General features: G+C 67.5%; 23 protein-coding genes. 8 read left to right on the top strand and 15 right to left on the bottom strand.

What is annotated here, in order from left to right:
- Nucleotides 1-20 precede the first annotated feature (20 nt).
- The 5 genes from FHR73_RS11430 to FHR73_RS11410 all read right to left on the bottom strand — a co-directional run bounded on the left by FHR73_RS11430 (nt 21) and on the right by FHR73_RS11410 (nt 5,213).
- A complete protein-coding gene (locus FHR73_RS11430; RefSeq protein ID WP_183631184.1) occupies nt 21-755 on the bottom strand; it encodes a GGDEF domain-containing protein in 735 nt (244 codons plus the stop codon).
- A complete protein-coding gene (locus tag FHR73_RS11425) occupies nt 752-1,141 on the bottom strand; it encodes a DUF1987 domain-containing protein (RefSeq protein ID WP_183631183.1) in 390 nt (129 codons plus the stop codon). Before FHR73_RS11425 ends, FHR73_RS11430 begins: the two co-directional genes overlap by 4 nt.
- Nucleotides 1,142-1,159: 18 nt before the next feature.
- Nucleotides 1,160-1,723 (bottom strand): SiaB family protein kinase, encoded by a 564-nt coding sequence (locus FHR73_RS11420; RefSeq protein ID WP_183631182.1) that lies wholly within the window; start codon nt 1,721-1,723, stop codon nt 1,160-1,162.
- Nucleotides 1,724-1,728: 5 nt separating this feature from the next.
- Nucleotides 1,729-2,955 carry a SpoIIE family protein phosphatase gene (locus FHR73_RS11415; RefSeq protein WP_183631181.1) on the bottom strand — a complete coding sequence of 409 codons (1,227 nt, stop codon included), beginning with the start codon at nt 2,953-2,955 and terminating at the stop codon, nt 1,729-1,731.
- Between the two features lie 113 nt (nt 2,956-3,068).
- Nucleotides 3,069-5,213, bottom strand: a complete 2,145-nt coding sequence (locus FHR73_RS11410; RefSeq protein ID WP_183631180.1) for a polysaccharide biosynthesis tyrosine autokinase — start codon at nt 5,211-5,213, stop codon at nt 3,069-3,071.
- Between the two features lie 576 nt (nt 5,214-5,789).
- Between FHR73_RS11410 and FHR73_RS11405 the strand changes: the two genes are divergently transcribed.
- On the top strand, nt 5,790-7,367 hold the full coding sequence (locus tag FHR73_RS11405; RefSeq protein ID WP_183631179.1) for a hypothetical protein: 1,578 nt from the start codon (nt 5,790-5,792) through the stop codon (nt 7,365-7,367).
- Nucleotides 7,368-7,404: 37 nt separating this feature from the next.
- Nucleotides 7,405-8,676: a hypothetical protein gene (locus FHR73_RS11400; protein WP_183631178.1), complete on the top strand. Its 1,272-nt coding sequence runs from the start codon at nt 7,405-7,407 to the stop codon at nt 8,674-8,676.
- Here the strand turns inward: FHR73_RS11400 and FHR73_RS11395 are convergent.
- Nucleotides 8,673-9,884, bottom strand: a complete 1,212-nt coding sequence (locus tag FHR73_RS11395; protein ID WP_183631177.1) for a YeeE/YedE family protein — start codon at nt 9,882-9,884, stop codon at nt 8,673-8,675. The genes FHR73_RS11400 and FHR73_RS11395 overlap by 4 nt on opposite strands.
- Before the next feature lie 189 nt (nt 9,885-10,073).
- On the opposite strand from FHR73_RS11395, the gene FHR73_RS11390 reads away from it, so the two are divergent.
- Nucleotides 10,074-11,210, top strand: a complete 1,137-nt coding sequence (locus FHR73_RS11390) for a DUF1615 domain-containing protein (RefSeq protein WP_409258675.1) — start codon at nt 10,074-10,076, stop codon at nt 11,208-11,210.
- Nucleotides 11,211-11,348: 138 nt separating this feature from the next.
- Entirely contained in the window at nt 11,349-11,702 is a 354-nt protein-coding gene (locus tag FHR73_RS11385; protein WP_183631176.1) for a hypothetical protein, read from the top strand.
- Between the two features lie 3 nt (nt 11,703-11,705).
- Here FHR73_RS11385 and FHR73_RS11380 read toward each other — a convergent pair whose 3' ends face one another.
- The 4 genes from FHR73_RS11380 to FHR73_RS11365 all read right to left on the bottom strand — a co-directional run bounded on the left by FHR73_RS11380 (nt 11,706) and on the right by FHR73_RS11365 (nt 17,366).
- Nucleotides 11,706-12,785: an SMP-30/gluconolactonase/LRE family protein gene (locus tag FHR73_RS11380; protein WP_183631175.1), complete on the bottom strand. Its 1,080-nt coding sequence runs from the start codon at nt 12,783-12,785 to the stop codon at nt 11,706-11,708.
- Between the two features lie 117 nt (nt 12,786-12,902).
- Nucleotides 12,903-14,150, bottom strand: coding sequence for a diguanylate cyclase domain-containing protein (locus tag FHR73_RS11375; RefSeq protein WP_183631174.1), 1,248 nt, complete (start codon nt 14,148-14,150; stop codon nt 12,903-12,905).
- A 121-nt stretch (nt 14,151-14,271) separates the two neighbouring features.
- A complete protein-coding gene (locus FHR73_RS11370) occupies nt 14,272-15,525 on the bottom strand; it encodes an EAL domain-containing protein (protein WP_183631173.1) in 1,254 nt (417 codons plus the stop codon).
- An 83-nt stretch (nt 15,526-15,608) separates the two neighbouring features.
- Nucleotides 15,609-17,366, bottom strand: a complete 1,758-nt coding sequence (locus tag FHR73_RS11365; protein ID WP_221191491.1) for a bifunctional diguanylate cyclase/phosphodiesterase — start codon at nt 17,364-17,366, stop codon at nt 15,609-15,611.
- Between the two features lie 234 nt (nt 17,367-17,600).
- Between FHR73_RS11365 and FHR73_RS11360 the strand changes: the two genes are divergently transcribed.
- Together FHR73_RS11360 and FHR73_RS11355 are read left to right on the top strand one after the other, a co-directional pair.
- Entirely contained in the window at nt 17,601-18,278 is a 678-nt protein-coding gene (locus tag FHR73_RS11360; RefSeq protein ID WP_183631172.1) for a haloacid dehalogenase type II, read from the top strand.
- A 74-nt stretch (nt 18,279-18,352) separates the two neighbouring features.
- Nucleotides 18,353-19,657, top strand: coding sequence for a leucine-rich repeat-containing protein kinase family protein (locus FHR73_RS11355; protein ID WP_183631171.1), 1,305 nt, complete (start codon nt 18,353-18,355; stop codon nt 19,655-19,657).
- Here the strand turns inward: FHR73_RS11355 and FHR73_RS11350 are convergent.
- From FHR73_RS11350 to FHR73_RS11340, 3 genes are all read right to left on the bottom strand, one after another.
- A complete protein-coding gene (locus FHR73_RS11350) occupies nt 19,654-20,358 on the bottom strand; it encodes an aspartate/glutamate racemase family protein (protein ID WP_183631170.1) in 705 nt (234 codons plus the stop codon). The genes FHR73_RS11355 and FHR73_RS11350 overlap by 4 nt on opposite strands.
- A 275-nt stretch (nt 20,359-20,633) precedes the next feature.
- The gene (locus FHR73_RS11345) at nt 20,634-20,906 is read right to left on the bottom strand and encodes a BrnA antitoxin family protein (protein ID WP_027597134.1); all 273 of its coding nucleotides are present in this window, start codon (nt 20,904-20,906) and stop codon (nt 20,634-20,636) included.
- Nucleotides 20,884-21,159, bottom strand: a complete 276-nt coding sequence (locus FHR73_RS11340; protein WP_027602531.1) for a BrnT family toxin — start codon at nt 21,157-21,159, stop codon at nt 20,884-20,886. Before FHR73_RS11340 ends, FHR73_RS11345 begins: the two co-directional genes overlap by 23 nt.
- 248 nt (nt 21,160-21,407) lie before the next feature.
- Here FHR73_RS11340 and FHR73_RS11335 point away from each other — a divergent pair, with 248 nt between their 5' ends.
- Nucleotides 21,408-21,599 (top strand): hypothetical protein, encoded by a 192-nt coding sequence (locus FHR73_RS11335; RefSeq protein WP_183631169.1) that lies wholly within the window; start codon nt 21,408-21,410, stop codon nt 21,597-21,599.
- An 88-nt stretch (nt 21,600-21,687) separates the two neighbouring features.
- Here the strand turns inward: FHR73_RS11335 and FHR73_RS11330 are convergent, their stop codons facing one another.
- On the bottom strand, nt 21,688-22,494 hold the full coding sequence (locus tag FHR73_RS11330) for an SDR family oxidoreductase (protein WP_183631168.1): 807 nt from the start codon (nt 22,492-22,494) through the stop codon (nt 21,688-21,690).
- Between the two features lie 122 nt (nt 22,495-22,616).
- On the opposite strand from FHR73_RS11330, the gene FHR73_RS11325 reads away from it, so the two are divergent.
- Complete coding sequence (locus FHR73_RS11325; protein WP_158892131.1) at nt 22,617-22,832, top strand: DUF3820 family protein; 216 nt, start codon at nt 22,617-22,619, stop codon at nt 22,830-22,832.
- Here FHR73_RS11325 and FHR73_RS11320 read toward each other — a convergent pair.
- The gene (locus FHR73_RS11320; RefSeq protein ID WP_183631167.1) at nt 22,829-23,281 is read right to left on the bottom strand and encodes a GNAT family N-acetyltransferase; all 453 of its coding nucleotides are present in this window, start codon (nt 23,279-23,281) and stop codon (nt 22,829-22,831) included. The two genes, FHR73_RS11325 and FHR73_RS11320, sit on opposite strands and share 4 nt — an antisense overlap.

Raw genomic sequence — 23,281 nt, 5'->3', positions numbered from 1 at the left:
CGGCTGACGGGGCGTGATGGTCAGTCGGCCAGCACCACCTGGTTGCGGCCCGCGCGCTTGGCCCGGTACAGCGCCGCGTCGGCCAGGCCGTAGGCGAGCTCGAAGTCGGTGCCCGGCAGGTTGAGGCTGACGCCGAAGCTGGCCGTCACCGGCGCTGTGCCGGTCGCCTCCCGGGCGATGCGCAGGCGCAGGCACTCGGTCATGGCCAGGGCCTCGTCCCGCGCCAGGGTGGGTAGGAGCACGGTGAATTCCTCGCCACCCACGCGACCGACGATGGCCGGCGCCTGGACCAGCTCCTGCAGGCAGCGGGCGATGGCCTGGATCACCCGATCGCCGGCGGGATGGCCGAAGTCGTCGTTGATGCGTTTGAAGTGATCGATGTCCAGCACGATCATGGCGCCGCCCCGCTGCCGCAGCGCCTGGCCGGCCTGGTCGATGACCGCGCCGCGATTGAGCATCCCGGTGAGGGCGTCGTGGGTGGCGCGATATTCCAGCTGCTGGCTGAGGGTCTGCAATTGCTGGTTGAGGGAGTTCATCTCGCGTTCGGCGCGGTCGCTGCGGGCGATCAGCCGGCGAGTCTCGCGCATCAGGCGTTCGAAATGCAGCGTCAGGTCGCCCAGGGCGGCTCGGTAGCGCTCGGCATCGGCGTCGTTGGCCCCAAAGAGGGCGCGCGCCGCCTGCAGCACCCCGGCTTCCTGCTCGAACAGGTCGGGGCCTGCCTCGGCCGGGCTGCAGCGCCTGACGCTGGCGGTCATGCCGGCAGCTCGGGATGCTCGATGAACGTCAGCGCCTGGAAGTCCAGCCGCAGTTCTTCGCCGAATTCCTGGATGGTCTCGTCCTCGGCATCGTAGTACCAGTGCAACTCCACCCGGTTGCCGGCCTGGGCCGCCTGGTCCAGGGCGTCGAACAGGGTGAACAGCATCTTGGTGCTGGAGCTGTTGAAGTAGGCCAGGGCGACGTGCACCCGGATGCGGGCGTCCTGGCGCTGGTCGAGATAGGCCCGCAGCGACTCGATCACCGGCAGATAGAAGGCCGCGGCGTTTTCCGGAAAGGATTCACCCTTGAGCCAGAGTTCGTCCTCGGCGAAACGGAAGTCCACCTCCGGAGAGGTGGCGGTGGGAGCGATGAACACGGTGTCCATACGAGGTCGGGGTCCCTGTCAGATGATGGCTTTCAGGCAGAACAGGGTGGTGCCCGGCGTCTGCGTGGAGGGATGGAAGGCGAATTCCAGGGGGGCGCTGGCATCGCGCGCCATGGTCAGGAAGCCGAGGCCGGCGCCCTTGCTGTCGGCCGGGGTCTCGGCGCGCAGGGATTCGCGATAGGCCTGCTTGATCTGTTCCAGCGACATGCTGCACAGCGGCTCGAGCCGCTCGCGCAGGGCGTCGACCTTGTCGCTGGCGATGGGATTGGCACAGAGCATCTGGTAGTTGCCGTCCTGGCGGGTGATACAGACCGAACCCTGGCCCAGCTTGGCGTCCGCCAGGGCATCCGGGGGCAGGGCATCGGCGGAATAGTGCAGGACGTTCTGTGACAGCTCGATGAAGGAGGAAAACAGCTTGCGCCGGGTGGCGCCGCTGATCCCTTCGAATTCCAGTTGCAGCTTCACCACCTCGGCCATGGCGGCGACGATGCCATGGGAGAAATAGCCGCGGTGATAGAAGATCACGTGCTGCTGCTGGGCGAGTTCGAGAAAGGCGCCGTTCGCGGGAAAGGAAGCGGTCATGTCGGTCAGGCCACGCGGATGCAGAGGAAGGTGAGGTCGTCGCGACGCAGTTCGTCACCCTGCCAGCGGGCGAGGTCCGCACTGAGTTGCTCACAGAAGGTCGCGGTGGGCGCCGTGCGCGACTCGCTCAACCGGGCCAGGGCGCGGCGCTTGCCGAAGGAGGTGCGCCGCGGGCCGCCGATCTGGTCGATCAGACCATCGGTGGTGGCGAACAGCAGGCTGCCCGGTTGCAGCGGCAGGGTGGTGGCCGGCCAGCACTGGTCGAGCGGGCTGTCGGCGTAGCCGATGCCCAGGCGCAGCGGCGCCAGGGTCAGGACCTCCGCGGCGTCGGGTGCCAGCAGGTGGAGGGGCATGCGGGCGCCGGCGTAGGTCAGGCTGTGGCCGTGTCTATCCACCCAGAAGCAGGCCAGGTCCAGGCCGTCGTTGGATTCGGAGATGCCGCCGGACTGCCCCAGCATCGCCTTGACGCTGGCGTTGATCGCCGCCAGCAGTGCCGAGGGATCGCGTGGTCCCAGCTGTTGCAGGGCCTGGGTCAGGGACGCCGAGGCGATCAGGGTCATGAAGGCGCCGGGCACGCCGTGGCCGGTGCAGTCGGCGATGGCGCCGAACCAGCCGTCTGCGTGCTGGGCGAAGTGATAGAAGTCGCCGCCGACCACGTCGCGCGGCTGCCAGACCAGGGTGGCGTCCTGCTCCATCACCGCCAGGGCCTCGCGCGAGCTGCGCAGCATGGCGCGCTGGATGACGCTGGCGTATTCGATGCTGTGCATGATCTGGCGATTCTTCTCGGCCTGCAGGTCCGCGACCCTGCGCATCAGCTGCACGCCCAGGCCGAGGCCGACGAAGCGCCCCTCGCGGGTGACGATGAAGCCGTCGGCCAGGGCCTTCTCGCCCACCTCGACGGTGCGCCGGGTCAGCTCCTCGATGGACAGGCCGGCGTCCACCACCAGTGGCTCCTTGTCCATGAAGGCGATGCAGCTCTTGCGATCGTAGACTTCGCGGTGATACGGCTTGCTCATCTGCGAGAGAAAGATGTCGCGGTTGATCAGGCCGATCGGGCGGTCGTGCTCGATCACCGCGAGACTGGTGATCTCGCGGCGTTCGCTGAACAGGTCCATGACCATGGCGTTGGTATGCTCGGCCTCGACCGCGGGCCACCGGGTGCAGAGGTCGAGGGCGCAGCCTTGGCTGGGGCGGGAGGAGGTACGCGGGGAGGGCAGGGGAGCGGACGACATCGCTACGAATCCGTTCTCGGGAGGTCGATGCAGCCTAGGGGCTCCGTATTGAGCTTTGATGACAGAGGATGGCCAGGCGCCAGCACGGTGTGGCGCCCGGTCAGGGCAATGCGTCAGCCGGTCAGGATGCCCAGCGCGGCGCGGGTGAACGGTGGGGGTGGCACGGCGTTGAGCACCGCACCCTGCAGTACCAGACCGCTGTGGGCGAACTGGCGCTGGGTCGCCTCGATCTCCTTGGCGGTGTTGCACCCATGGCGCGACACCAGCAGGCAGGTGCCGGCCTGGGCGGCCAGCAGCACGGCATCGGTCACCGCCAGCACCGGCGGGGTGTCGAGGATGACCAGTTCGTAGTCCTGCTGCAGACCGCGCAGCAGTTCGGTACAGCGCGCGCTCATCAGCAATTCGGCCGGATTCGGCGGCCGGATGCCGCCCACCAGGCAGTCCAGGCCGGGTATCGCCGAGGGCTGGATCGCCTGCTCGGGCGTCGCCAGCCCCGCCAGCACCTCGGCCAGGCCCGGACGGCGGGCCAGCTGCAGGCGCCGGTGCAGGCGCCCGCGCCGCAGGTCGGCATCCACCAGCAGCACCCGCGTCCCGCCTTCGGCCAGCACCCGCGCCAGTTGCACGGCCACCGAAGACTTGCCGGCCGCGGGGCTGGCACTGGTGATCAGCAGCAGGTCGTTGCGTGCCTCGGTGCGGGCGAAGGCCAGGCTGGTCCGCAGGATCCGCAGGGCTTCCTGGTAGCCGCTGTCGAGCGAGGTCTGCAGGGGCCCGCCGACCTGGCGACTCGGCGCCAGCGGCAGTTGCGCCAGCACCGGCAGGCCGAGGTCTTCCAGGCCCTCGGCGTCTTCGATGCCGCGCTCGAGACTGGCGCGCAGATAGACCCAGGCGGCACCGGCCAGGCAGCCGAAGAGCAGGGCGCTGAGGATCAGCAGGGGCTTCTTGGGATAGACCGGGGCGATCTGGGTGTAGGCGCTGTCGATGATGCGCACATCGCTCACCGTGCCGGCGCGCACCACCGACAATTCCTGGATGCGCTTGCTGATCAGCGCATAGACCTTGTCCGCCGCCTCGACTTCGCGCTGCAGGCGCAGCACCTCCTGCTGGGTCTGGGGCAACTTGGCCAGGCGCTGCTGCAGGGCCTGACGCTCGCCGCTGAGCACCTGGCGGCGTGCCAGCAGGGTCTGATACAGCGGATGGGTGGTGGTGTAGCGCAGCGCCAGTGCCAGACGCTCCATCTCCAGGGCCGACAGCTGGCCATCGAGGTCCACCGCCTGACGCAGCAGGCTACGAGCTTCCTGGCCGATGGCGATGGAGCCCTGCCGCCGCTGGTAGCTGTCCAGGGCCTGGCGACCTTCGGCCAGGCGCTGGTTCACCCGCGGCAACTCTTGGCGCAGGAAGGCCAGCTGCTGGGTGGATTCATCGGCGTTGCGGGTCACGTCCTGGCGCACATAGGCCTCGGTGATGCCGCGCAGGATGCGTTGCGCCCTGAGCGGATCGGTGTCCTGCAGCTGGATCGAGAGGATGCCCGAGCGTTTGCCGCGCTCGCTGACCATGAGGCGTTCCTGCAGCGCCTGGATGGTCACGCCGCGGCGCTGCTTGACCAGGATGAATTCGGTGCCCGGATAGGCGTGCAGCTGGGCGATGTCCAGGCGCAGCTCGCCGGCGCTGGCCGGCTCGCCCAGCCGCCCCTCCAGCAGACGCTTGCCCTGGGCATCGCTCAGCAGGAAACGGTCCGGGGCCTCGGCCGTGAGGGTGAGTGGCTGGCCATAGAGGGCATCGGGCACGTTCAGGCTGGCGATGGTGAGCTGCTCGCCGCCCCAGCCGAACTGCTTGAGGCCGAACAGCGGCGGGGCCACGCCCTCACCGGCTCGCGCGTGACGCCGGGCCAGCCAGTCGCCCAGCAGCGGCAGGCGCCGCGGGGTGACGCTCAGGTCCAGGCCCTCGGCGTCGACGACTTCACCGACCACCCGCCGCGAGGTGAGCAGCTGCATCTCGGTGATGGCTTCCGGTGGCGGCAGCGGCCGGCCATTGTCGGACTCGTCCAGGCGCACGATGCCGCGCTGGTATTCGATCTGCACCGTCGCCACCGCCTGATAGCGCGGTGCGGTCAGCTGGGTATAGGCCACGCCCAGCAGGGTGCAGAGGGCGATGCAGGCGAGCAGGCCGCGGCGATGGCGCCAGAGGGCGGCGCAGTAGCGGGCGAACCCGATGTCCGCCGCCTGGGTGGCAGCGGGTAGAGCGTGATGCGACTTGTCCATGCAGGAGCGGGCCTTGGGCAGGTACGGAGGAGGACAGCCGTCGCGGCCGGGCGCTGTCGAGGGGACAACGAGCGGCGAACCGGGGTCGAAATCGTCACGCCAGGCAGGGCACAGCTGGGAACGCCAGGCGCTGGATCAGGGGTCCGCACCTTGTCGGCTGGAGTGCTGCGTCGACTCTAAGCGAAAGCAAAAGCCAAAAATGTGACACTCCATGCAGAACGTGACAGATGCCCGCTTGGCAGTCTCAAGGTGCTAAGGCAGTCTTCTTCGCGACCTGTCGTGTCTCCGGACGACAAGCCCTGGCTCGCGCCGGGTTTTCCGGAGCCGCTGGTGCCCTGCCGAAGCTGGCGGACGCACCCGGGTATCAGATGCAAACGCCGCTGCCTCCCGGCAACGGCGTGTTCCTGACGGCTTCTTGAATGTAGTCAGCGGTTGAAGCCCGGTTACCCGCCCACGCGCCTCTTGGCCTGCGTGGGCGGTCTTGCACCGGCTGTACCAGGCCTGCGGAAGATGGCGCCTGGTTCTTCACTGCCCTGGACGGCGTTCTCGACTGCATGGCTGTCAGGAGACAGGACAATGAGCGTGGTATCGGACGTTACCCATCCCGAGGTCCGGGTGGGACGGTGGCCTTTCTGGCTGGGCGGTCTGGCGGTCGGCCTGCTGCTGTTGCTGGCCCTGCTGTGGCGCCTGCCGGATTTCCGCGACGGCACCGGGGCGCAGAATCTCGAAGCCAGCTATCACGTCCTGCTCAGTATCAATGCCCTGGACGAGTCCGGCGTCGCCCGCCACTGGTGGTTGCCCACGGTGACCTTGGGCGGCAGTCACGACAAGCAGGTGTCCTGGGGCGCGACCATTCCCACCCACAGTGGCGACTACGTCTACACCAGCTTCAGCAGCTACGGCTTCCTCGCGCCCTATCTCGGTCTCAAGGCCGCGGGCCTGGCGCCGTCGCTGCACAGCCTCGCGCTGTTCAACGCCGCCCTCGGCGCCCTGACGGCGCTGTTGCTGTTTCGCCTGCTCTATCTGGTGCTGCGCAGCCATGGCGCCACCCGCGCCCTGGCCGCCACGAGCGCGGTGCTGGGCTGCCTGATCGCGATCTTCAGCCGCGAGGCGCTGCTTTCCCAGGGCCTGCTCTACTGGGTGCAGAGTTTCTACCAAGTGCTGCTGCTGGCCAGTCTGCTGACCTTCTTCCACTACCTGCGGGCGCCCGCGAACCAGCGCCGGCGCCTGGGCTGGCTGCTGGCCGGCCTGGTCTGCTTCGGCGCCCTGACCGAATGGACCGGCTATGTCTTCGGCGGCGGCCTGGTCGCGCTGTTCTGGCTGCAGCACCGGCACCTGCCGGACGGCCGGCGGATGGCCTGGCGCCTGGCCTTCGCCACCGCGCTGGCCGGCCTGCTGGTGCTGCTGCACTACAGCCTGGCGGCGGGTCTGTTGCCGACGCTCAAGGCCTTTGCCCGGCGCTTTCTCGCCCGCAGTCCGAACAATGCCCACCTGGCCGATTTCTTCGCCGGCTACGGGCTGTCCTTCGGCCTGTTCCTGGCCGCGGTGGCCATCGCCCTGGGAGTGCTGCTCTGGAAGCGGAAGTCGCTGAACTGGCCGCGCAGCACCGCGCTGCTGCTGGTCGCCGCCAGCGTGCCGCTGCTGGAGAATCTGTTGCTGCTGCAGCACGCCACCCAGTTTTCCTTCGATCGCCTCAAGTTCATCTTTCCCGCCGCGCTGCTGCTCGGCCTGGCCTTCCTGGCCCTGAAGACCCCGGGGCGGGCGGTGCTCGCCGTGGTGCTGGTGGCCGCGGCCCTGCAGAACGGCCAGACCTATCGTCAGGACCTCGCCGGCTATGCCGGCTGGGGCGCCATCGACCGGCAGAACCAGGCGCTGGTGAGCCTGGTGAAAGGCCAGGTCGCACTGGAGTGCACCCTCATCTCCACCGACATGACCGTGCGCGGCTACGCCAATCTGCTGTTCCACCGCAGCATCCACGAATTGCAGCGCCAGCCGCTGGACTACCACGGCGAGCCGGGTGCCTGTGGCGGGCTCTATCTGGAAGGTCGGGATTTCCGCGTCGACCTGCCCGAATACACCCGTGCCCGCCTGAGTCTGGCGGACGGCCGTCAACTGACCTATGCCAAGGTCGAGGGTGACTGGCGCCTGCAATGAACGCCTTATCCATGAACACGCCGCGAGGAAACCGGGTATGCCGGGTACGCTGATCAATCGACTGAGTTTTCTGGCCCTGGGTGGCCTGATGGTCCTGCAGTTCGGCGTCTTCGAACAGAGCCCGACCAATCCGGTGGGCATCCGCTACGTGGGCGAGCTGTACCTGGCGATCTGCCTGGGCTTCTTCGCGCTCTTCACCCTAAGCACCTGGCATCGACCGCAGCGCGACTATCGGCTGCTGATGGGCTTCTGCCTGTTTTCCACGGCGATGTTCGTCGGCCTGCCGGCGGTGTTCGCCCAGCTGTTCTGGGGCCAGCCGCTGATCTACGGCCTCATCGAGGAACGGCGGGTGCTCTACTGCTTCAGCGCCTTCCTGGTCCTGTACCTGGCCAAGCGACTGAATGCCGTGCAATTCGAGAATCTGATCATCTTGGTCGGGCTGCTCTCGGCGCTGCTGTGCTGGCTGTCCTACTTCAAGATGCTGCCGGACCTGCGCGACGAGGTGAAGGACCTCAGTCGTCCGGGACGGGCCTCCACGGGGGCGGGCGCGATCTTCTTCGGCTACTTCATCTGCATCTACTTCGCCGGTCGCGGGCGGTCCTTCATCGACGGCCAGTTGCGGCCCAAGCTGAGGCACGGCCTGCTGGCGCTGTTCTTTCTGGCGACCATCGTGGTGGTGTTGCAGACCCGCCAGCTGATCGTGGTCTGCCTGGTGTTCACCATCCTCGCCCTGCGCGCGCGCCTGGTCGGACCGGCGCTGTTCGGCGCCATCATCATCGCTCCGCTGATCCTCTATCCGCACCTCTTGGAAACCCTCGGCTTCAACCTGGATTTCTATGCGCGCTCGGTGCAGGAAGGTCCCACCGACAACGTCCGGGAAAACACCATCTCCCAGATCATCAACCACTTGCAGCTTTACAACGGCCTGCCCAGCGGCAGCCTGAGCCTGATGTGGAACGACGGCTTCAAGCCGATCTTCGGCGATTACTTCTTCCTCTCCGATGTCGGCATCTTCGGCACCGTGTTCCGCTTCGGCTTCCTGTCGATCCTGGTGATTCCCATCGGCCTGGCGGTCCACTACCTGGTGGCGCGCAAGCTGAGCCGCGATCTGGAATTCACCCTGGCGGTGTTTCTCGCCTTCATGACCATCTGGCCGCTGCAGGGCCTGTTCGAATACCAGGGCACCGCGGCCCTGCTCTTTGTCATGCAGGCGCTCAAGACCTACCACGGCGCGCCCCAGTACGGGGTGGTGAGCCTGCAGGAGCGACCGGGGGCGCTGCCACCCGGTCGCCAGGTCTTGCCGGTCTAGCAGCCGGTCAGGCGTTCGACACGGCGTTCGCCGGGAAAGAAGAAGGGGCGCAGGCGCACGCCCAGGCTGTTGCCGAAGAAGGCGGCCACCAGCCACAGCCAGCCGTGCAGGCTGCCCGAGGCGATGCCGCTGAAGTAGGCGCCGATGTTGCAGCCATAGGCCAGCCGCGCGCCGTAGCCCAGCAGCAGGCCGCCAAGCACCGCCGCCACCAGCGACCGCGCGGGGATGCGCAGGCTGGGGGCGAAGCGCCCGGCAAGGCCCGCGGCGGCCAGGGCGCCCAGCATGATGCCGAGATTCATCACGCTGGTGACGTCGAACCAGAAGGGCTCGGCCAGCGCCCGGGCATTGGCCGGTTGCTGCCAGAAGGCCCAGCCGGAGACGTCCAGCCCGAGCAGACCGGCGCCCTTGGCGCCCCAGAGCGCGAAGGCCGAGGTGACGCCCCAGGGGCGACCGGCCAGGGCCAGGGTGACGAAGTTCAGCACGGCCAGGGCGATGGCGCCCCAGACCAGCGGCCAGTTGCCGCGCAGCAGGCGCGCCGTGCCCTGGTGTTCACCGGGTACCGTGGCTTCCAGTCTGCCGTGGCGACGGCGCTCCAGCACCACCGAGACCCAGGCGATCAGGGCGAAGGCCGCCAGACTGACCAGGATGCCGGGCAGCACGCCCAGGCTGCTCACCAGGGAGGTGGGCGGCAGGCTGGGCAGGGCGAACCACCAGCCCAGGTGCTGGGTGGCGATCAGCGAACCGATGACAAAGAACAGCAGGGTCACCAGCATCCGCGCATTGCCACCGCCGGCGGTGAACAGGGTGCCGGAGGCGCAGCCACCGCCCAGTTGCATGCCGATGCCGAACAGGAAGGCGCCGACCACCACCGAGGTGGACAGCGGCGAGACATTGCCGCGCACCGCCTCGCCGAACAGGCTGCCGGCGCCCAGGGCGGGAAAGAACAGCAGCACCGCCAGGGCCAGCATCACCATCTGGGCGCGCAGGCCGGCGCCGCGACGGTCGAGGATGAACACCCGCCAGGCCGAGGTGAAGCCGAAGGCGGCGTGGTAGAGGGTCAGGCCCAGGGCGCCGCCGAGTAGCAGCAGCAGGGCCTGACGACCGCCCACGGCCTGGCTGAGAAAGACCATGCCCACGGCCAGCAGGCAGGTCGCCCACAGGGCAGCCCAGGGCAGGCGAGTAGGGGAGAGCGTAGAGGTCTGCTGCATCAGGGTTCCGGTAGCTTCGAATTAAAGTCCGACTATTTTAGTGGGACTTGCAGACGAATCCCAGCGATCGGAGGTGCTTGCTAGAATGAAAAGGTTACATCGTTATAACCAAAGGTTATGTTGCTGACCTGCCCAGCCGTTTGGCCGAGAGCGTGGTCAAAGCGGGCAAAGGAATCTCCCGGAGTCGCCGTGTCCGCTGTCGTCGCCTTGTTCGCCCCCGCCCTGCCCACCGCCGGGCGCCTGCGTCGCTGGACCGCCCTGACCGCTGCCCTGGTGCTGGCCGGTTGCAGCCTGACACCCAGCTCCCAGGGTCCGACCCGTTCGCCGGCCGAGGTGCGCGCCGAGCTCCTGCGGCTGCTGCCGGCCAGCGTCGCGGATCGGCAGGGCTGGGCCAGCGATATCCAGACCGCCTTCAGCGCCCAGGGTCTCGAGCCCTCGACGGACAACCTCTGCGCCGTGCTGGCGGTGGCGGAGCAGGAATCCACCTACCAGGTCGATCCGCCGGTGCCAGGGCTGGGGCGGATCGCCCGGGAGGAGATCGACAGACGCGCGGCGCGGGCCTATGTGCCCCAGCTGCTGGTGCGCACCGCGCTCAACCTCAGGTCGCCCACCGGCAAGACCTACGCCCAGCGCCTGGACAGTGCCCGTACCGAGCGCGAGCTGAGTCTGATCTTCGAGGACTTCATCGCCATGGTCCCCCTGGGAGGCCAGCTGTTCGGGCGCTTCAATCCGGTACGCACCGGCGGCCCCATGCAGGTCAGCATCGACTTCGCCGAGGCCCATGCCCGCGGCTATCCCTATGACCGCGACGGTTCCATCCGCCACGAGGTGTTCAGCCGACGGGGGGGGCTCTATTTCGGCACCGCACACCTGCTGGGCTATCCGGCGGACTATTCCACGCCGCTGTATCGCTTCGCCGATTTCAACGCCGGCTGGTACGCCAGTCGCAACGCCGCCTTCCAGAGCGCGGTAAGCCGGGCCACGGGAATGAAGCTGGCGCTGGATGGCGATCTGGTGGTGCCTGGTTCGCGGACCCAGGGCGAGACCGAGCGGGCGGTGAATCGCCTGGCGCCGGCGCTGGGCATGAGCGACATCGCCATCCGCCATGACCTGGAAGCGGGTGAATCCGAGGACTTAGCCAGGACCAATCTCTATGCCAAGGTCTATGCCCTGGCCGAGCGCAAGGCCGGTCGCAGCCTGCCGCGTGCCATCCTGCCGGGCATCACCTTGGAAAGCCCCAAGATCACCCGTACCCTGACCACCGCCTGGTTCGCCCAGCGGGTGGAAGAACGCTGGCAGCGCTGCCGGGGCCGCGCCTCGCCCTGAGCGGGCAGGGGCCGAACGGCGTTTTCCAGGTGACGAGGGTCGGGCCCGGGGATGGCAATTGGCCAGACTATTCGCCTACCATGGGGTGATGAAGCGGCCTCGCGCCGTGCGGTTCTGGTGTAGTCCCTAGAGGTCCAGATGACCGATATCCCCGGCTCCCGGTTGACGCTGATCGTCGACCAGCCCACCCCCACGGCCCGCCATCGGCTGCCACCCCGCGAACAGGCCAAGGCCCTGCGGCTGCTGCGGACCCTGGGCCTCGAAGCCGATACCCCGCCCGAACTGGTGCTGGCCTGGCTGGAACGCCGCGACGGCGGCTGTTCGCTGCCGGAAGCGGCGCGCCAGATCGGCCTGGGCAACTGGCTGGGGATCACCACCAGCCTGGCCGATCTCACCCAGAATCTGGCGCGCTTCGAAGCGGCCTACGCCCTGGAAAGCGTGCTCGATTCGCTGACCGTGCTGGTCGAGCAGTCGCCGCCGGAGTCCCGCTAGGCGCTAGAGGCCGGCACCGCGGATGTTGACGTAGAGGCTGTACAGCGAGTGGGAACCGGCCATGAACAGCCGGTTGCCTTCCGGGCCGCCAAAGCACAGGTTGGGGCAGCGTTCCGGCAGGTGGATGTGACCCAGCGCCTTGCCGCTGGGATCGAAGACCCGCACGCCATCGAGGGCTTCGGGCTTGGCCGCCGGCGCGCCACTGCTGCCCCAGCCGCACCAGAGATTGCCCGCCACGTCGCACTTGATGCCATCCAGGGCGCCGTATTCCAGCGCCTCGATGTGCTTGCGGCGCTCGCCCAGGCTGCCGTCGTCCCTGACCGTATAGGCCCACACCAGGCGATTGGGCTTGGCGCGGCCCTCGACCACATAGAGCAGCTTCTCGTCCGGCGAGAAGGCCAGGCCGTTGGGGCCGTTGAGATCGCCGATCACCCGGGTCACCGCCAGGCTCTCGCCGTCGATGCGATAGACCCCATCGGGTTGCTCGGTCTTGACCCGGTGGCCCTCGTAGTCGCTGTTGGCCTGGAACGGCGGATCGCTGAACCAGATGGAACCGTCGCGTTTGACCACCACGTCGTTGGGCGAATTGAACGGCTTGCCCTCGAAGGTATCCGCCAGCACGGTGATACGCCCGTCGTGCTCGGTGCGGGTGACCCGCCGCCCGAGACCGTGGGTGGTGGAGCCTTCACAGGCGATCAGGCGACCCTGGCGGTCGCGGGTCAGACCGTTGGCGAAGTTCGACTGGGCGCGATAGGTGTCCAGCCGGCCACTGGCCTCATCCCAGCGCACGATGCGGTTGTTGGGGATGTCGCTCATCAGCAGGTAGTTGCCATCGCCGATCCAGACCGGGCCTTCGGCCCAGCGCAGGCCGCTGGCCAGGCGCTCGACGCTGGCGTTGAACAGCCGCAATTCCAGGAAGCGGTCGTCGAGGATCTCGATCAGCGGATCGGGATAGCGTTGGCTCAGGGGTTCGGCGGCGCGGGCCAGCCCGGGCAGCGCGAGGGCCGCGCTGCAGATCAGGCTGCCCTGGAGCAGCCGGCGACGCGACAATGGCCGGGCGAGGCCCGGATGAGAGTCATGCATGGTGCAGGTCCTTGATTGTTATTGTTCAGACGAGGCAATGCGGATCGACCTGCGGCAGCAGGCTAATCGTCTGACATCATATGTCTTGTGGCGGAGGGCGCCAACCCGGGATCCGCGCTACTCGGCGTCCAGTACCAGGCAGGTGCGGGCACGGCCCTGGCGCTTGGCCTGATAGAGGCGGCGATCGGCTTCGTGCAGAAAGCCTTCGAGGTCGTTGGCGACGCCGCTGAAGACCCCGGCGCTGAACGACAGCGGCGGGGCGCCCGGTGCGTAGGTCTGGGCGTGGCAGTAGCGCCGCAGCAGGTCCAGCGCCTGCAGCAACTGCTCCGGCGGCATGCGGCTGACCAGGGCGAATTCCTCGCCGCCCAGGCGGCCGGTCAGGTCCTGGGGCAGGGTGCGGGCCAGCGCCTGGGCGAAGACCACTAGGGCACTGTCACCGCTGGCATGGCCGTGCTCGTCGTTGATGCGCTTGAAGTGATCCAGGTCGAGCATGGCCACGCTCAGGGAGTGGCCCTCGCGTTCGGCCTGGCGGAACAATTCCTGGGCCTGGTCCTGGAAGGCGCGGCGATTGCGCAGTCCGGTAAGGGAATCGTACTGGGCGGCGTGGGTGAGGGCGCGCAGCAGATCCCGCCGTTCTAGGGTCGAGACCACCCGGCAGTTCAGCTCCTCCGGGCAGAAGGGCTTGCGCAGGAAGTCGTCGGCGCCCTGCTTGATGAACTTGGCGCTGAGCGAGCCCTTTTCGTCGGCCGACAGGCCGATGATGCTGAGGTCGTGGCGACGTAGCTTCTGCCGCAGCATCTGCACCAGTTCGAAGCCGCTGATGCCGGGCATGCTGTGGTCCACCACCAGCAGGTCGATGTCCGGTTGCTCCTGCAGCAGGCGCAGCGCCTCGTTGCCGTCGCAGGCGTCCAGCAACTGGTAGCGGTGGGGCGTCAGCACGTGGCGGATGTAGTTGCGGGTGGCGTCGGAGTCCTCGGCGATGAGGATCTTGACCGCGGTATTGCTGTCCAGCCGGCGCAGCAGCCGGAAGGCGAATTCGTAGGAGTACTGGCTTTCCTTGAGCACATAGTCGACCACGCCCTTGGTCAGCAGGTCGTCGCGCCGGCGCTCGTCGTAGGAACCGCTGAGGACGATGCAGGGCAGACGGTAGCGCAATACCAGGTCGACGCTTTCGCCATTGGGCGCATCGGGCAGGTTGAGATCCACCAGGGCAGCAAAGAACAGGTTGGCCGAGGTTTCCAGCATCAGCTCGGCTTCGGCCAGGGTGGCGCAGAACACCGGCTCGAAGTCGCGCTGCTGACGAAAGAGGTGCGCCAGAATCTTGAGGACCATGGGGCTGTCTTCGATGACCAGGATGGAGCGCACCGGTAACTCCTGCAGGACAAAGAACGGCCGAGAACGGATCTGGCGTCAGATGAAGCGATCATTCGCCTAGGCGTATCGGCCAAAGGATCGGCGACTTGAATGGTCGCCGATCCTTGCCGGTTCAGCTGTCCTGCAGGCCTTCCAGCTGACGCTGCCGAGGCAGGCGCAGGGCGTCGTCGCGCGGCAGCGGACGGCTCAGCAGGTTGCCCTGCACCTTGTCCACCTGCAGCGCCTTGAGCGCTTCCAGCTCGGCGAGGGTTTCCACCCCCTCGGCGATCACCTCCTTGTGGGTCTCGCGGGCGAAGGCGATGATCGCCGACGCCAGCGCCCGCCGCTCGGCGTCGCGATCGATGTCGCGCACCAGGCTCATGTCCAGCTTGATCATGTCCGGCCGCAGCCGGAGGATGTGCCTCAGACTCGAATAGCCGGCGCCAGCATCGTCGATGGCCAGGCGCACGCCCTGGGCGCGCAGCGGTTGCAGCTGGGCGTGCAGGGCGTCGTAGTCGTCGACCTCGGCATGTTCGGTGATCTCCAGCACCAGGCGTCCGGGAGGATTGCCCGCCAGCAGCGCCGGCAGACGCCCGCCAAGGATAGTCTGCGGCGAGCAGTTCATGGTCAGGTAGCTATCGGCGGGCAGACTTTGCAGCCCTTGCAGGGCGAAGCGCATGGCGCATTCTTCGAGCTCGTCGCCCAGCCCGATGGCGCTGGCTTCGGAGAACCACAGATCCGGGCTCCGTTGCGGCGGGCAGTGGAAGCGTGACAGCGACTCCCAGCCAGCGATGCGCAGATCGGCGAGATGATAGATCGGCTGGTAGACGATGCTGGGTTGGTGGGCGGCCACCGCGCCCTGGATGCGCTCGCGCATCTCCACCTGACCGCGGCGACTGGAGACGTCCAGGCTGAGGCGATCGGCCACCAGTTCGGCGAAGGTCCGCACCAGCTCAAGGTCACGGGGACTCAGGGTCGGATCGGGCTGGTACTTGAAGCAGCAGAAGGTGCCATAGAGTTCGCCATCGCTGAGCCGGACGGGCACGCTGACGTGGGCACCGATGGGGACGCTGCGGGTTTCCGGGATCAGGCGGGCCGGGCCGACGGCGCGGGTATCGGGGATGAGTTCGGGCAGATGGCCGGTGACCACCTGCTGACAATAGCCCTGGCTGAGCGGCAGGGCGTCGCCGGCCTTGAGCGGTGCATCGGGCACGGCATCGACATTGCGAAAGACCCGATCCTGCTGGCGAAATTCGGCCAGGAAGGCCACGTCCATGTCCAGGTGGATGCGCAGCGCGTGCAGCACCTTGTCGATGCAACCTTGACTGCTCAGATTGCCAGTATCCAGGCCAACCACGTCCAACAACTCGGTACCTGATTCCCTCATGTCCTCACTCCCGGGAAACTACGACCTGAACCAGTGTAGAGCCTGGAATGAATTTGTCAGTCAAATGACCTCATCCGTTCGGCTTAACCCTGTTCGGCGTACCAGGCCTCGAAAGCGGGCAGGGCCATGGGGCGGGCCAGCAGATAGCCCTGAACCTCGTCGCAGCCGGCTTCCTGCAGGAAGGCCAGCACCTCGGGCGTCTCTATGCCCTCGGCGACGCTGCGATAACCTAGCTTGCCGAGCAGCGCCAGCAGCGCCCTGACCACCTCCTGCTTGCGTGGATCCCGGGGCAGATCGTGGATCAGCGAGCGGTCGAGCTTGACGCTGGTCACTGGCAATTCGTAGAGATAGGCGAAGTTGCTGTAGCCGCTGCCGAAGTCGTCGATGGCGATATCCAGGCCCAGTTCGCGCAGCTCATGCAACTGGGCGATGGCGACCGGATTGCGTCTGAGCCATTCGCCTTCGGTGATCTCCACCTCCAGCCGGCGAGGATCGACGCCCTGGCGCTGGCAGGTCTCGCGCAGCAGGTCGACCAGGTCGCCTTCGTCGAAATCCCGTGGTGACAGGTTGAGCGACAGTCGCCCCTGGTAGCCTTCGCCCCACAGCGCCAGCTGGCCGATGGCGGTGCGGATCACCCAGCGGGTGACGCTGTGGATCAGCGCGGTCTTCTCAATCGCCGGAATGAAGTCGCCCGGGGCGATGGGGCCGAGTTGCGGATGGGTCCAGCGCAACAGGGCCTCGGCGCTACATAGGTGACGGTCAGGCAAAGCCAGGCGCGGCTGGAAGGCCAGGCTGAAGTCACCGCGCTCCAGGCCTTCGGGAATCTGCCGGACCAGCTGGAAGATGCGCTGGAAAGCCTCGTCCCGGGGGCGCTCGTAGACGACCCAGTGACGACTGCTCAGCGCCGCCTGGTCGACCGCCACGATGGCCTTGCGCAGCAGGTCACGGACTTCGCCCGGATCGAGCAGGAAGGGCACCACGCCGGCCTTGACCGGCGGATCGATGGGAACTCGGTCGGCCTGGACCGGCATGCGCAACTGGGCGATGAGGGCGTCGAGCAGCGGCGGATAATCGCAGTCCTCCGGCAGCAGAAAGGCGAATCTCTTGGTGTCCACGTGATAGACCTTGGCCCGCTCGCTCAGGGCGTCGCACAGCCGCAGGGCCAGGCTGCGCAGGAAGGTCTCGAAGGGCCACATGCCCTGTGCCAGGATCAGTTGCTCCTTCCAGTGGGTCTCCAGGGGATCCACCAGCACCAGCAGGCGCCCCTCGTCGGGCTGGAGTTCGGCCAGCTGGGCGACATCGGCGTGGAACTGCTGGCGATTGGGCAGGCCGCTAACCGGATCACGGCGGCGCAGGTGCTGGCGCAGGCCTATGAGGCTCATCACCTGGGCGGCGAAATCGTCCAAGCGCTTGCGTTCCGCGGCCGTCAGTTCGCGCGGCTGGCTGTCGAGGATGCACAGACTGCCGATGGCATAGCCGGCCTCGGTGACCAGGGTCGAGCCGGCATAGAAGCGCACATGGGGGGCGCGTACCACCAGGGGGTTATGGCTGAAGCGGGTATCGCAGCAGGCATCGTTGATCTCCATCCTGCCATCCTCGGCCTGGATGGTGTGGGCGCAGAAGGCGTCCTCGATGGGCATCTGCGCCAGGTCGAAGCCGACGCGGGCCTTGAACCACTGGCGATCACGATCCACCAGGCTGATCAGCGCGGTCGGCACATCGAAGCTGCTGGCGACCAGTTCGCAAAGGCGATCGAATTCCTCTGCCGGCGCCGAATCCAGCAGTTCTAGGGCGTGCAGGGCGTTGAGGCGGTCATCTTCGTACTTCAGTGAATCGGCCATCAGGCTATCTCGGGAATATCGATGAGCCTTGCTCGAGCAACAAGCCCATTCTGGAGGAACTGCCGCGACCCGAGCCAGGCGAGTGCAGCAAACGAGAGGCAGGTCTGCGGAAGTATCGGCGAGAAATCATAAGACTTTAGCCGTTTCGTCTCGCCTGCCAGTCTGGAACCTTAGCGCGGCTGCACGTCAATCGCGAGCCCTGGTCGAAGGGATATCCCCTGCCGAGTAGCGACCATGACCCTGACATGCCTGTTCGACATCAATGAGACCGTGCTGGACCTGTCCGCGCTGGATGGCCTGTTCACCGAGCTGTTCGGTGACCCCCAGAGCCGCACGCTATGGTTCGCCCAGACCCTGCAGAACGCCATGAGCGCCGAGCTCTGTGGCCGGCACGCCCCCTTCGAGGCCCAGGGTCAGGCGGCGCTGGAGATGATCGGCGCACGGTTCGGGCGAACGCTCACCGCCGCCGACCGGCAGCGCGTCGCCGACGCCCTCAAGCGGCTGCCCGCCCATGCCGATGTCCGCGCGGGCCTCGATTTCGCCCGGGCGCAGGGCGTGCGCTGCATCGCCTTTTCCAACAATGCCCGCGCCGCCACCCAGGCGCAGCTGACCTACGCCGGCCTGGGCGACGCCTTCGCCGGTATCCTCTCGGCCGAGGACGCCGGTGCCAGCAAGCCCGCCACGGCGGCCTATCGTCAGGCCGCCGCCAACCTGGATCAGCCGGCCGAACAGCTGTGGCTGATCGCCGTCCATGCCTGGGACATCGCCGGCGCCCAGGCGGCCGGCTTCAGGGGTGCCCTGCTGCAGCGACGTCCCGATCAGGCGGCCAATCCCCTGGCGCCGCCCCAGGTGATCGCCGGCACGCTGCAAGAGGCAGTGGCGCGCATTCTGGCGCACGAGGGCCGCGGCTAATTGCCCCGGCGTGCTAACGTCCGCGCCATCACCGGCGGGTGCCGGTTTTTCCAGACAGTGAGAGTCGCTTCCCCATGACGGATACCCTTGCCCGGCTGCGTGCCGGCGAACTGGCCGGGGCCACGCGCCTGACCCTGCGCGCCGACCTGACCGAATTCCCCGAAGAGATCTTTGGCCTGGCCGACAGCCTGGAAATCCTCGACCTGTCGGGCAATCGGCTGACCCGCCTGCCCGCCGACCTGGGCCGGTTGCACCAGCTGCGCATTCTCTTCTGCTCGGGCAATCCCTTCACCGAATTGCCCGAGGTGCTCGGCACGCTACCCAGGCTGGAAATGATCGGCTTCAAGGCCTGCCAGCTGGAGCGGGTGAGCGCCGCGGCGCTGCCGCCGCGCCTGCGCTGGCTGATCCTCACCGACAACCGCATCGCCGAAGTGCCTGCCGCCCTCGGCGAGCGGCCCGCCCTGCAAAAGCTTATGCTGGCCGGCAACCAGCTGCAGAGCCTGCCGGCGTCCATGGCCGACCTGCACCAGCTGGAACTGCTGCGGCTGTCGGCGAATCGCTTCGCGGCGCTGCCCCCGGCCATCCTCGACCTGCCGCGGCTGACCTGGCTGGCCTACGGCGACAATCCGCTGGGAGCCGAGCGCGAGCGCGCGGTGCGCACCCAGGCGGCGCGGCAACAACGCATCGCCTGGAGCGACCTGCTGCTGGGCGAGCGGCTGGGGGAGGGCGCCTCCGGCATCATCCACCAAGCGCGCTGGCAGTCGCCCACGGGGCCACGCGAGGTCGCCGTCAAGCTGTTCAAAGGCAGCATGACCAGCGATGGCACCCCGGAAAGCGAAAGCGCCGCCAGCCTCAGCGCCGGCACCCATCCCTGGCTGATCGGCGCCCTCGGCGATCTGGCCGAGCATCCCGAGCAGCGCAGTGGCCTGGTACTGGAGCTGGTGGAGCCGGCCTTCGGCAACCTGGCCGGTCCGCCGAGCTTCAGCACCTGCAGTCGCGACGTCTATCCCGAAGACACCCGCTTCACCGCCAGCGCCGTGCGTACCATGGCCGGCGGCATGGCCAGCGCCCTGGCGCACCTGCACGGCCACGGCCTGGTCCACGGCGACTTCTATGCCCACAACATCCTCTGGGACGGTGGCGCGCGCTGCCTGCTGGGCGACTTCGGCGGCGCCTCGCTGCTGCCCGAGGACAGGGCGCAGACCGCGCGCCTGCAACGCTTCGAAAGTCGCGCCTTCGGCATCCTGCTGGAGGAATGGCTGACGCGTTGCAGCGAACCCGTCGATCCGGCACTGGCGGCCCTGGCTGCGGAGTGCCAGCAGCCCGCGCTCGATGCGCGTCCGCTGCTGGCCGAGGTGGCGCAGCGGCTGCAGGGCTAGCCCTGGGGCTCGTCCAGTGCCCAGTCCACGGCGGCCAGGGCGTGCAGTCGCGTGGTGTCGAACAGCGGCACCGCGCTGTCGCGCTGGTCCACCAGCAGCATGATCTCGGTGCAGCCGAGCACGATGCCCTCGGCGCCCTGGGCCACCAGCTCGGCAATGATGCCGCGATAGGCGGCCCGCGATTCGGCGCGCACCTCGCCGCGTACCAGTTCTTCGTAGATGATGCGGTGCACGGTCTGGCGCGCGGTCGCTGCGGGTACAACCACCTCCAGGCCGAAGCGCTCGGTCAGCCGCTCGCGATAGAAGGCCTGCTCCATGGTGAAGGCGGTGCCCAGCAGGCCGACGGTCCGCAGCCCCTGTGCCTGGATCGCCGCACCCGTGGGATCGGCGATGTGCAGCAGCGGCAGGGCCGTGGCCGCCTCGATCTCCGCCGCCAGGCAGTGCATGGTGTTGGTGCAGAGCACCAGCGCCTCGGCGCCGCCGGCGGCCAGTTGCCGCGCATGGCCCTGCAGCCGCTGCCCCAGCGCCACCCAGTCGCCGGCGTGCTGCAGCGTGGCGATCTCGGCGAAGTCCACCGACAGCAGCAGGCACGCCGCCGAATGACTGCCACCCAGCCGACGCCGGACTTCCTCGTTGAGGATGCGATAGTAGTGAGCCGAACTCTCCCAGCTCATGCCGCCCAGCAGGCCCAGGGTGCGCATGGTCGTTCTCATGGTGATTGGCGAACGGGCATCTTGGCGTCTGTTCCCGCTGTGCGTGAGGATCAGTAGGCCGGAGATCGAGCAGTACAGTGAGCAGCCTGGTAAGCCGCAAGAAAGTCGAGGGGGATCGGCGGGTGGTTTCCCGATGGAGCTGGGGCGGATGCTGCCCAGAGGCCTCGAACGGAAGGCCAGGAAAAGCGGATCTGGAGCGCGCGACTCCTGGGTCGTCTAGTCTGGCGATGAACGCCCAGGGGACATGGCAAGGTGGGGCGCGATCAGGATGGCGAATGCGTTTTCAGCCAGTCCTTGAGCGCGGCATCCATGCGGGTCTGCCAGCCTGAACCCGTCGCGCGGAAGGCGTCGACAACGTCCGGGGAAAGCCGAATGGTGATGCGCTCCTTGGTGACGCTCGCTTGGGGTCGGCCGCGACGCAGCTTGGCTTGCAAGGTCACCGGCAACGCACCGATACGCACCGATTGCTCGACCTTCTCGTCGGTCCACTCAGGGTTTTCCGCGTCGATCAATTCAGGGTTGAGTGGCTTGCTCATAGCGTTTTACCTCGCGATTGTTTGCCTTGCGGAAGCTGATGACCCGAATGCCGGTAGCGGTTTCGGTGAACACCACGGCATGCACTCGGCCCGCAATCAGGCCCAGGGCCGAATACCGTACTTCCGGATAGATCCTGCGGTCGTCGACCCAGATCAGCGCCGTTTCGAAATCGAAGTTGGCAACCCCTTCGAAGCTCAATCCGCGAGCAGCGATGTTGAGGGCGTTCTTGGCCGGGTCGAAGGTAATGTCCATGGATTTATCGTATGTACATTAATTGGGGGTGGCAAGACTTTCTCGTCCATACGAGCCTGCGGAAGATGAGGCAGCCTGCGGATGACGTCAACGAGCGTTGGGGAGCGGCCTCGACAGGTGTCGAGCAAGCCTGACAGTCTTCCCTCCAGTGCCTGGATACGAGCTTTTGTGTCGCTAGCGCCCGTGGCAGCGCCGTGGCATGCAAGCTACGCTTCGAGAGGCCACTCCCGGCCCTGGAGGTGATCGTCATGCTCAAAGCCCTGTTCGCCGCGCTAGCCCTGACCCTCTTCGCATCCGCCAGCGTCCAGGCGGCGCCCTGCCGGGATGCCCACGGCAAGTTCGTCAAATGCGACACGACCAAGACCAAGGCCGCGCAATGCAAGGATGCCAAGGGCAAGTTCGCCAAGTGCGGTACGCCCGGGGCCACGCTGGTCAACTAGAGGCGGCCAGCCGGACGTCAGGCAGGTCCTGGTCATGACGCCTCGCCTGACGTCGCCGTCCACGCTCCAGCGCCTGGCGTAAGGGAAGTTAGTCCTTGTCCGCCGATCCCGGCTCCGACCAGGCGCGGTGGCGTTCGGCCTTCTGGGCTTCGCTTTCCACGCGATTGAGCACCTCGCCCTCGTGCCGGACCTCGGGGCCGCCCCCATAGACGTGATCGAGTCCCTGCATCAGGGCGGCATAGCCCTGGGCGGCGATCTGTACCGGATCGTTCTTGGGGCCGGCGCCGACGCTGGTGTCGTCTTCGCCGGCGCGGTGGAAGAAGTTGGTGTCGGTCTGGCCGGGCATGAGCACCGTGAGGGTCACGCCGCTGTCCTTGAGTTCGTTGCGCAAGGCGAAGGCGAAGGAATTGATGAAGGCCTTGGAGGCGCCATAGACGGCCTCGAAGGGAATCGGCGCGGTGGCCGAGATGGACGAGGTGAAGAGCACCCGGCCACGGCCGGCGGCGACCATCTCCGGCAGCACCAGCTTGGCCAGGTGCACGGTGGCCATCACGTTGAGCTGGATCAGCGCCATCTCGTCTTCCAGGCGCGTCTGGCCGACGAAGGCGCCGCCCAGGCCGACCCCGGCGTTGAGCACCACGACGTCCAGCGGGCGGCCCTGGCGACGCAGGAATCTAAAGGTTTCTTCCACGCCCACGGCCGTGCGCAGGTCGGCCGCATGACTCCAGACCTTGACCCCCAGGGCGCGCAATTCACGCTCGGCGGCGTCCAGCCCATCGCCGCGGGAGACCAGCAGCAGATCATGGCCGTGGCGGGCCAGCTGCTTGGCCAGTTCGAAGCCGATGCCGCTGGAAGCGCCGGTGACGGCGGCCAGCGGCCGGGAAACGTTGCTCATGCTGAAATCCTCTGCAGACCTGATGTAGCTGGGATCGTCGCGGAGGGCTGGTGCTCCCCGCGGCCGACGGTTGACCCCTGAGGGCATGGCATAATCGCCAGGCCGTGTAGAGGAGACAAGCGATGCAACCCGCGGATCTGGACGCCCTGGTGACCTGGACCATGCCCTATGGCAAGTACGCCGGCCGCCTGCTGGCCGACCTGCCGGGCCACTACCTCAACTGGTTCGCCCGCAGCGGCTTTCCCCCTGGCGAGCTGGGCCGGTTGCTGGCGCTGATGCAGGAGATCGACCACAACGGCCTCAAGCCGCTGCTCGATCCGCTGCGCCGCCGGCGCTAGTCCGCCAGGCGACGCATGTCGATATGGGCAATGCCGTCCTCGTCGTACACCGCCGAGCAGGGCGTGAAGCCATAGCGGCCATAGTAGCCCTGCAGATGGGCCTGGGCGGAGAGGAACAGCGGGCGCCCGGGCCAGCGCTCGGCGCAGACGCGCAGGGCTTCGGCCAGCAACAGATGCCCCAGGCCGCTGCCGCGGCCCTCGGGGGCGACGATCACCCGGCCGATCACCACGTCCTCGCGTACCGCTCCGAGCAGGCGCAGGTAGGCGTGCAACTGGTCGTCGCGCCAGCCGAACAGGTGCCAGACATCCGCCGCCAGATCCAGGCCATCGGCGTCCGGATAGATGCATTGCTGCTCCACCACGAACACCCGGGCGCGCAGCACCAGGGCGGCATAGAGCTCGGCGGTGGTCAGCGCCGATGCGGCGCGGCAGCTCCACTGGAGGGTCAT

Origin of the sequence: Pseudomonas sp. AS2.8, assembly GCF_014190935.1 — a bacterium.
GTDB lineage: Bacteria > Pseudomonadota > Gammaproteobacteria > Pseudomonadales > Pseudomonadaceae > Chryseomonas.
This window is presented reverse-complemented; position numbering and strand designations above follow the sequence as displayed.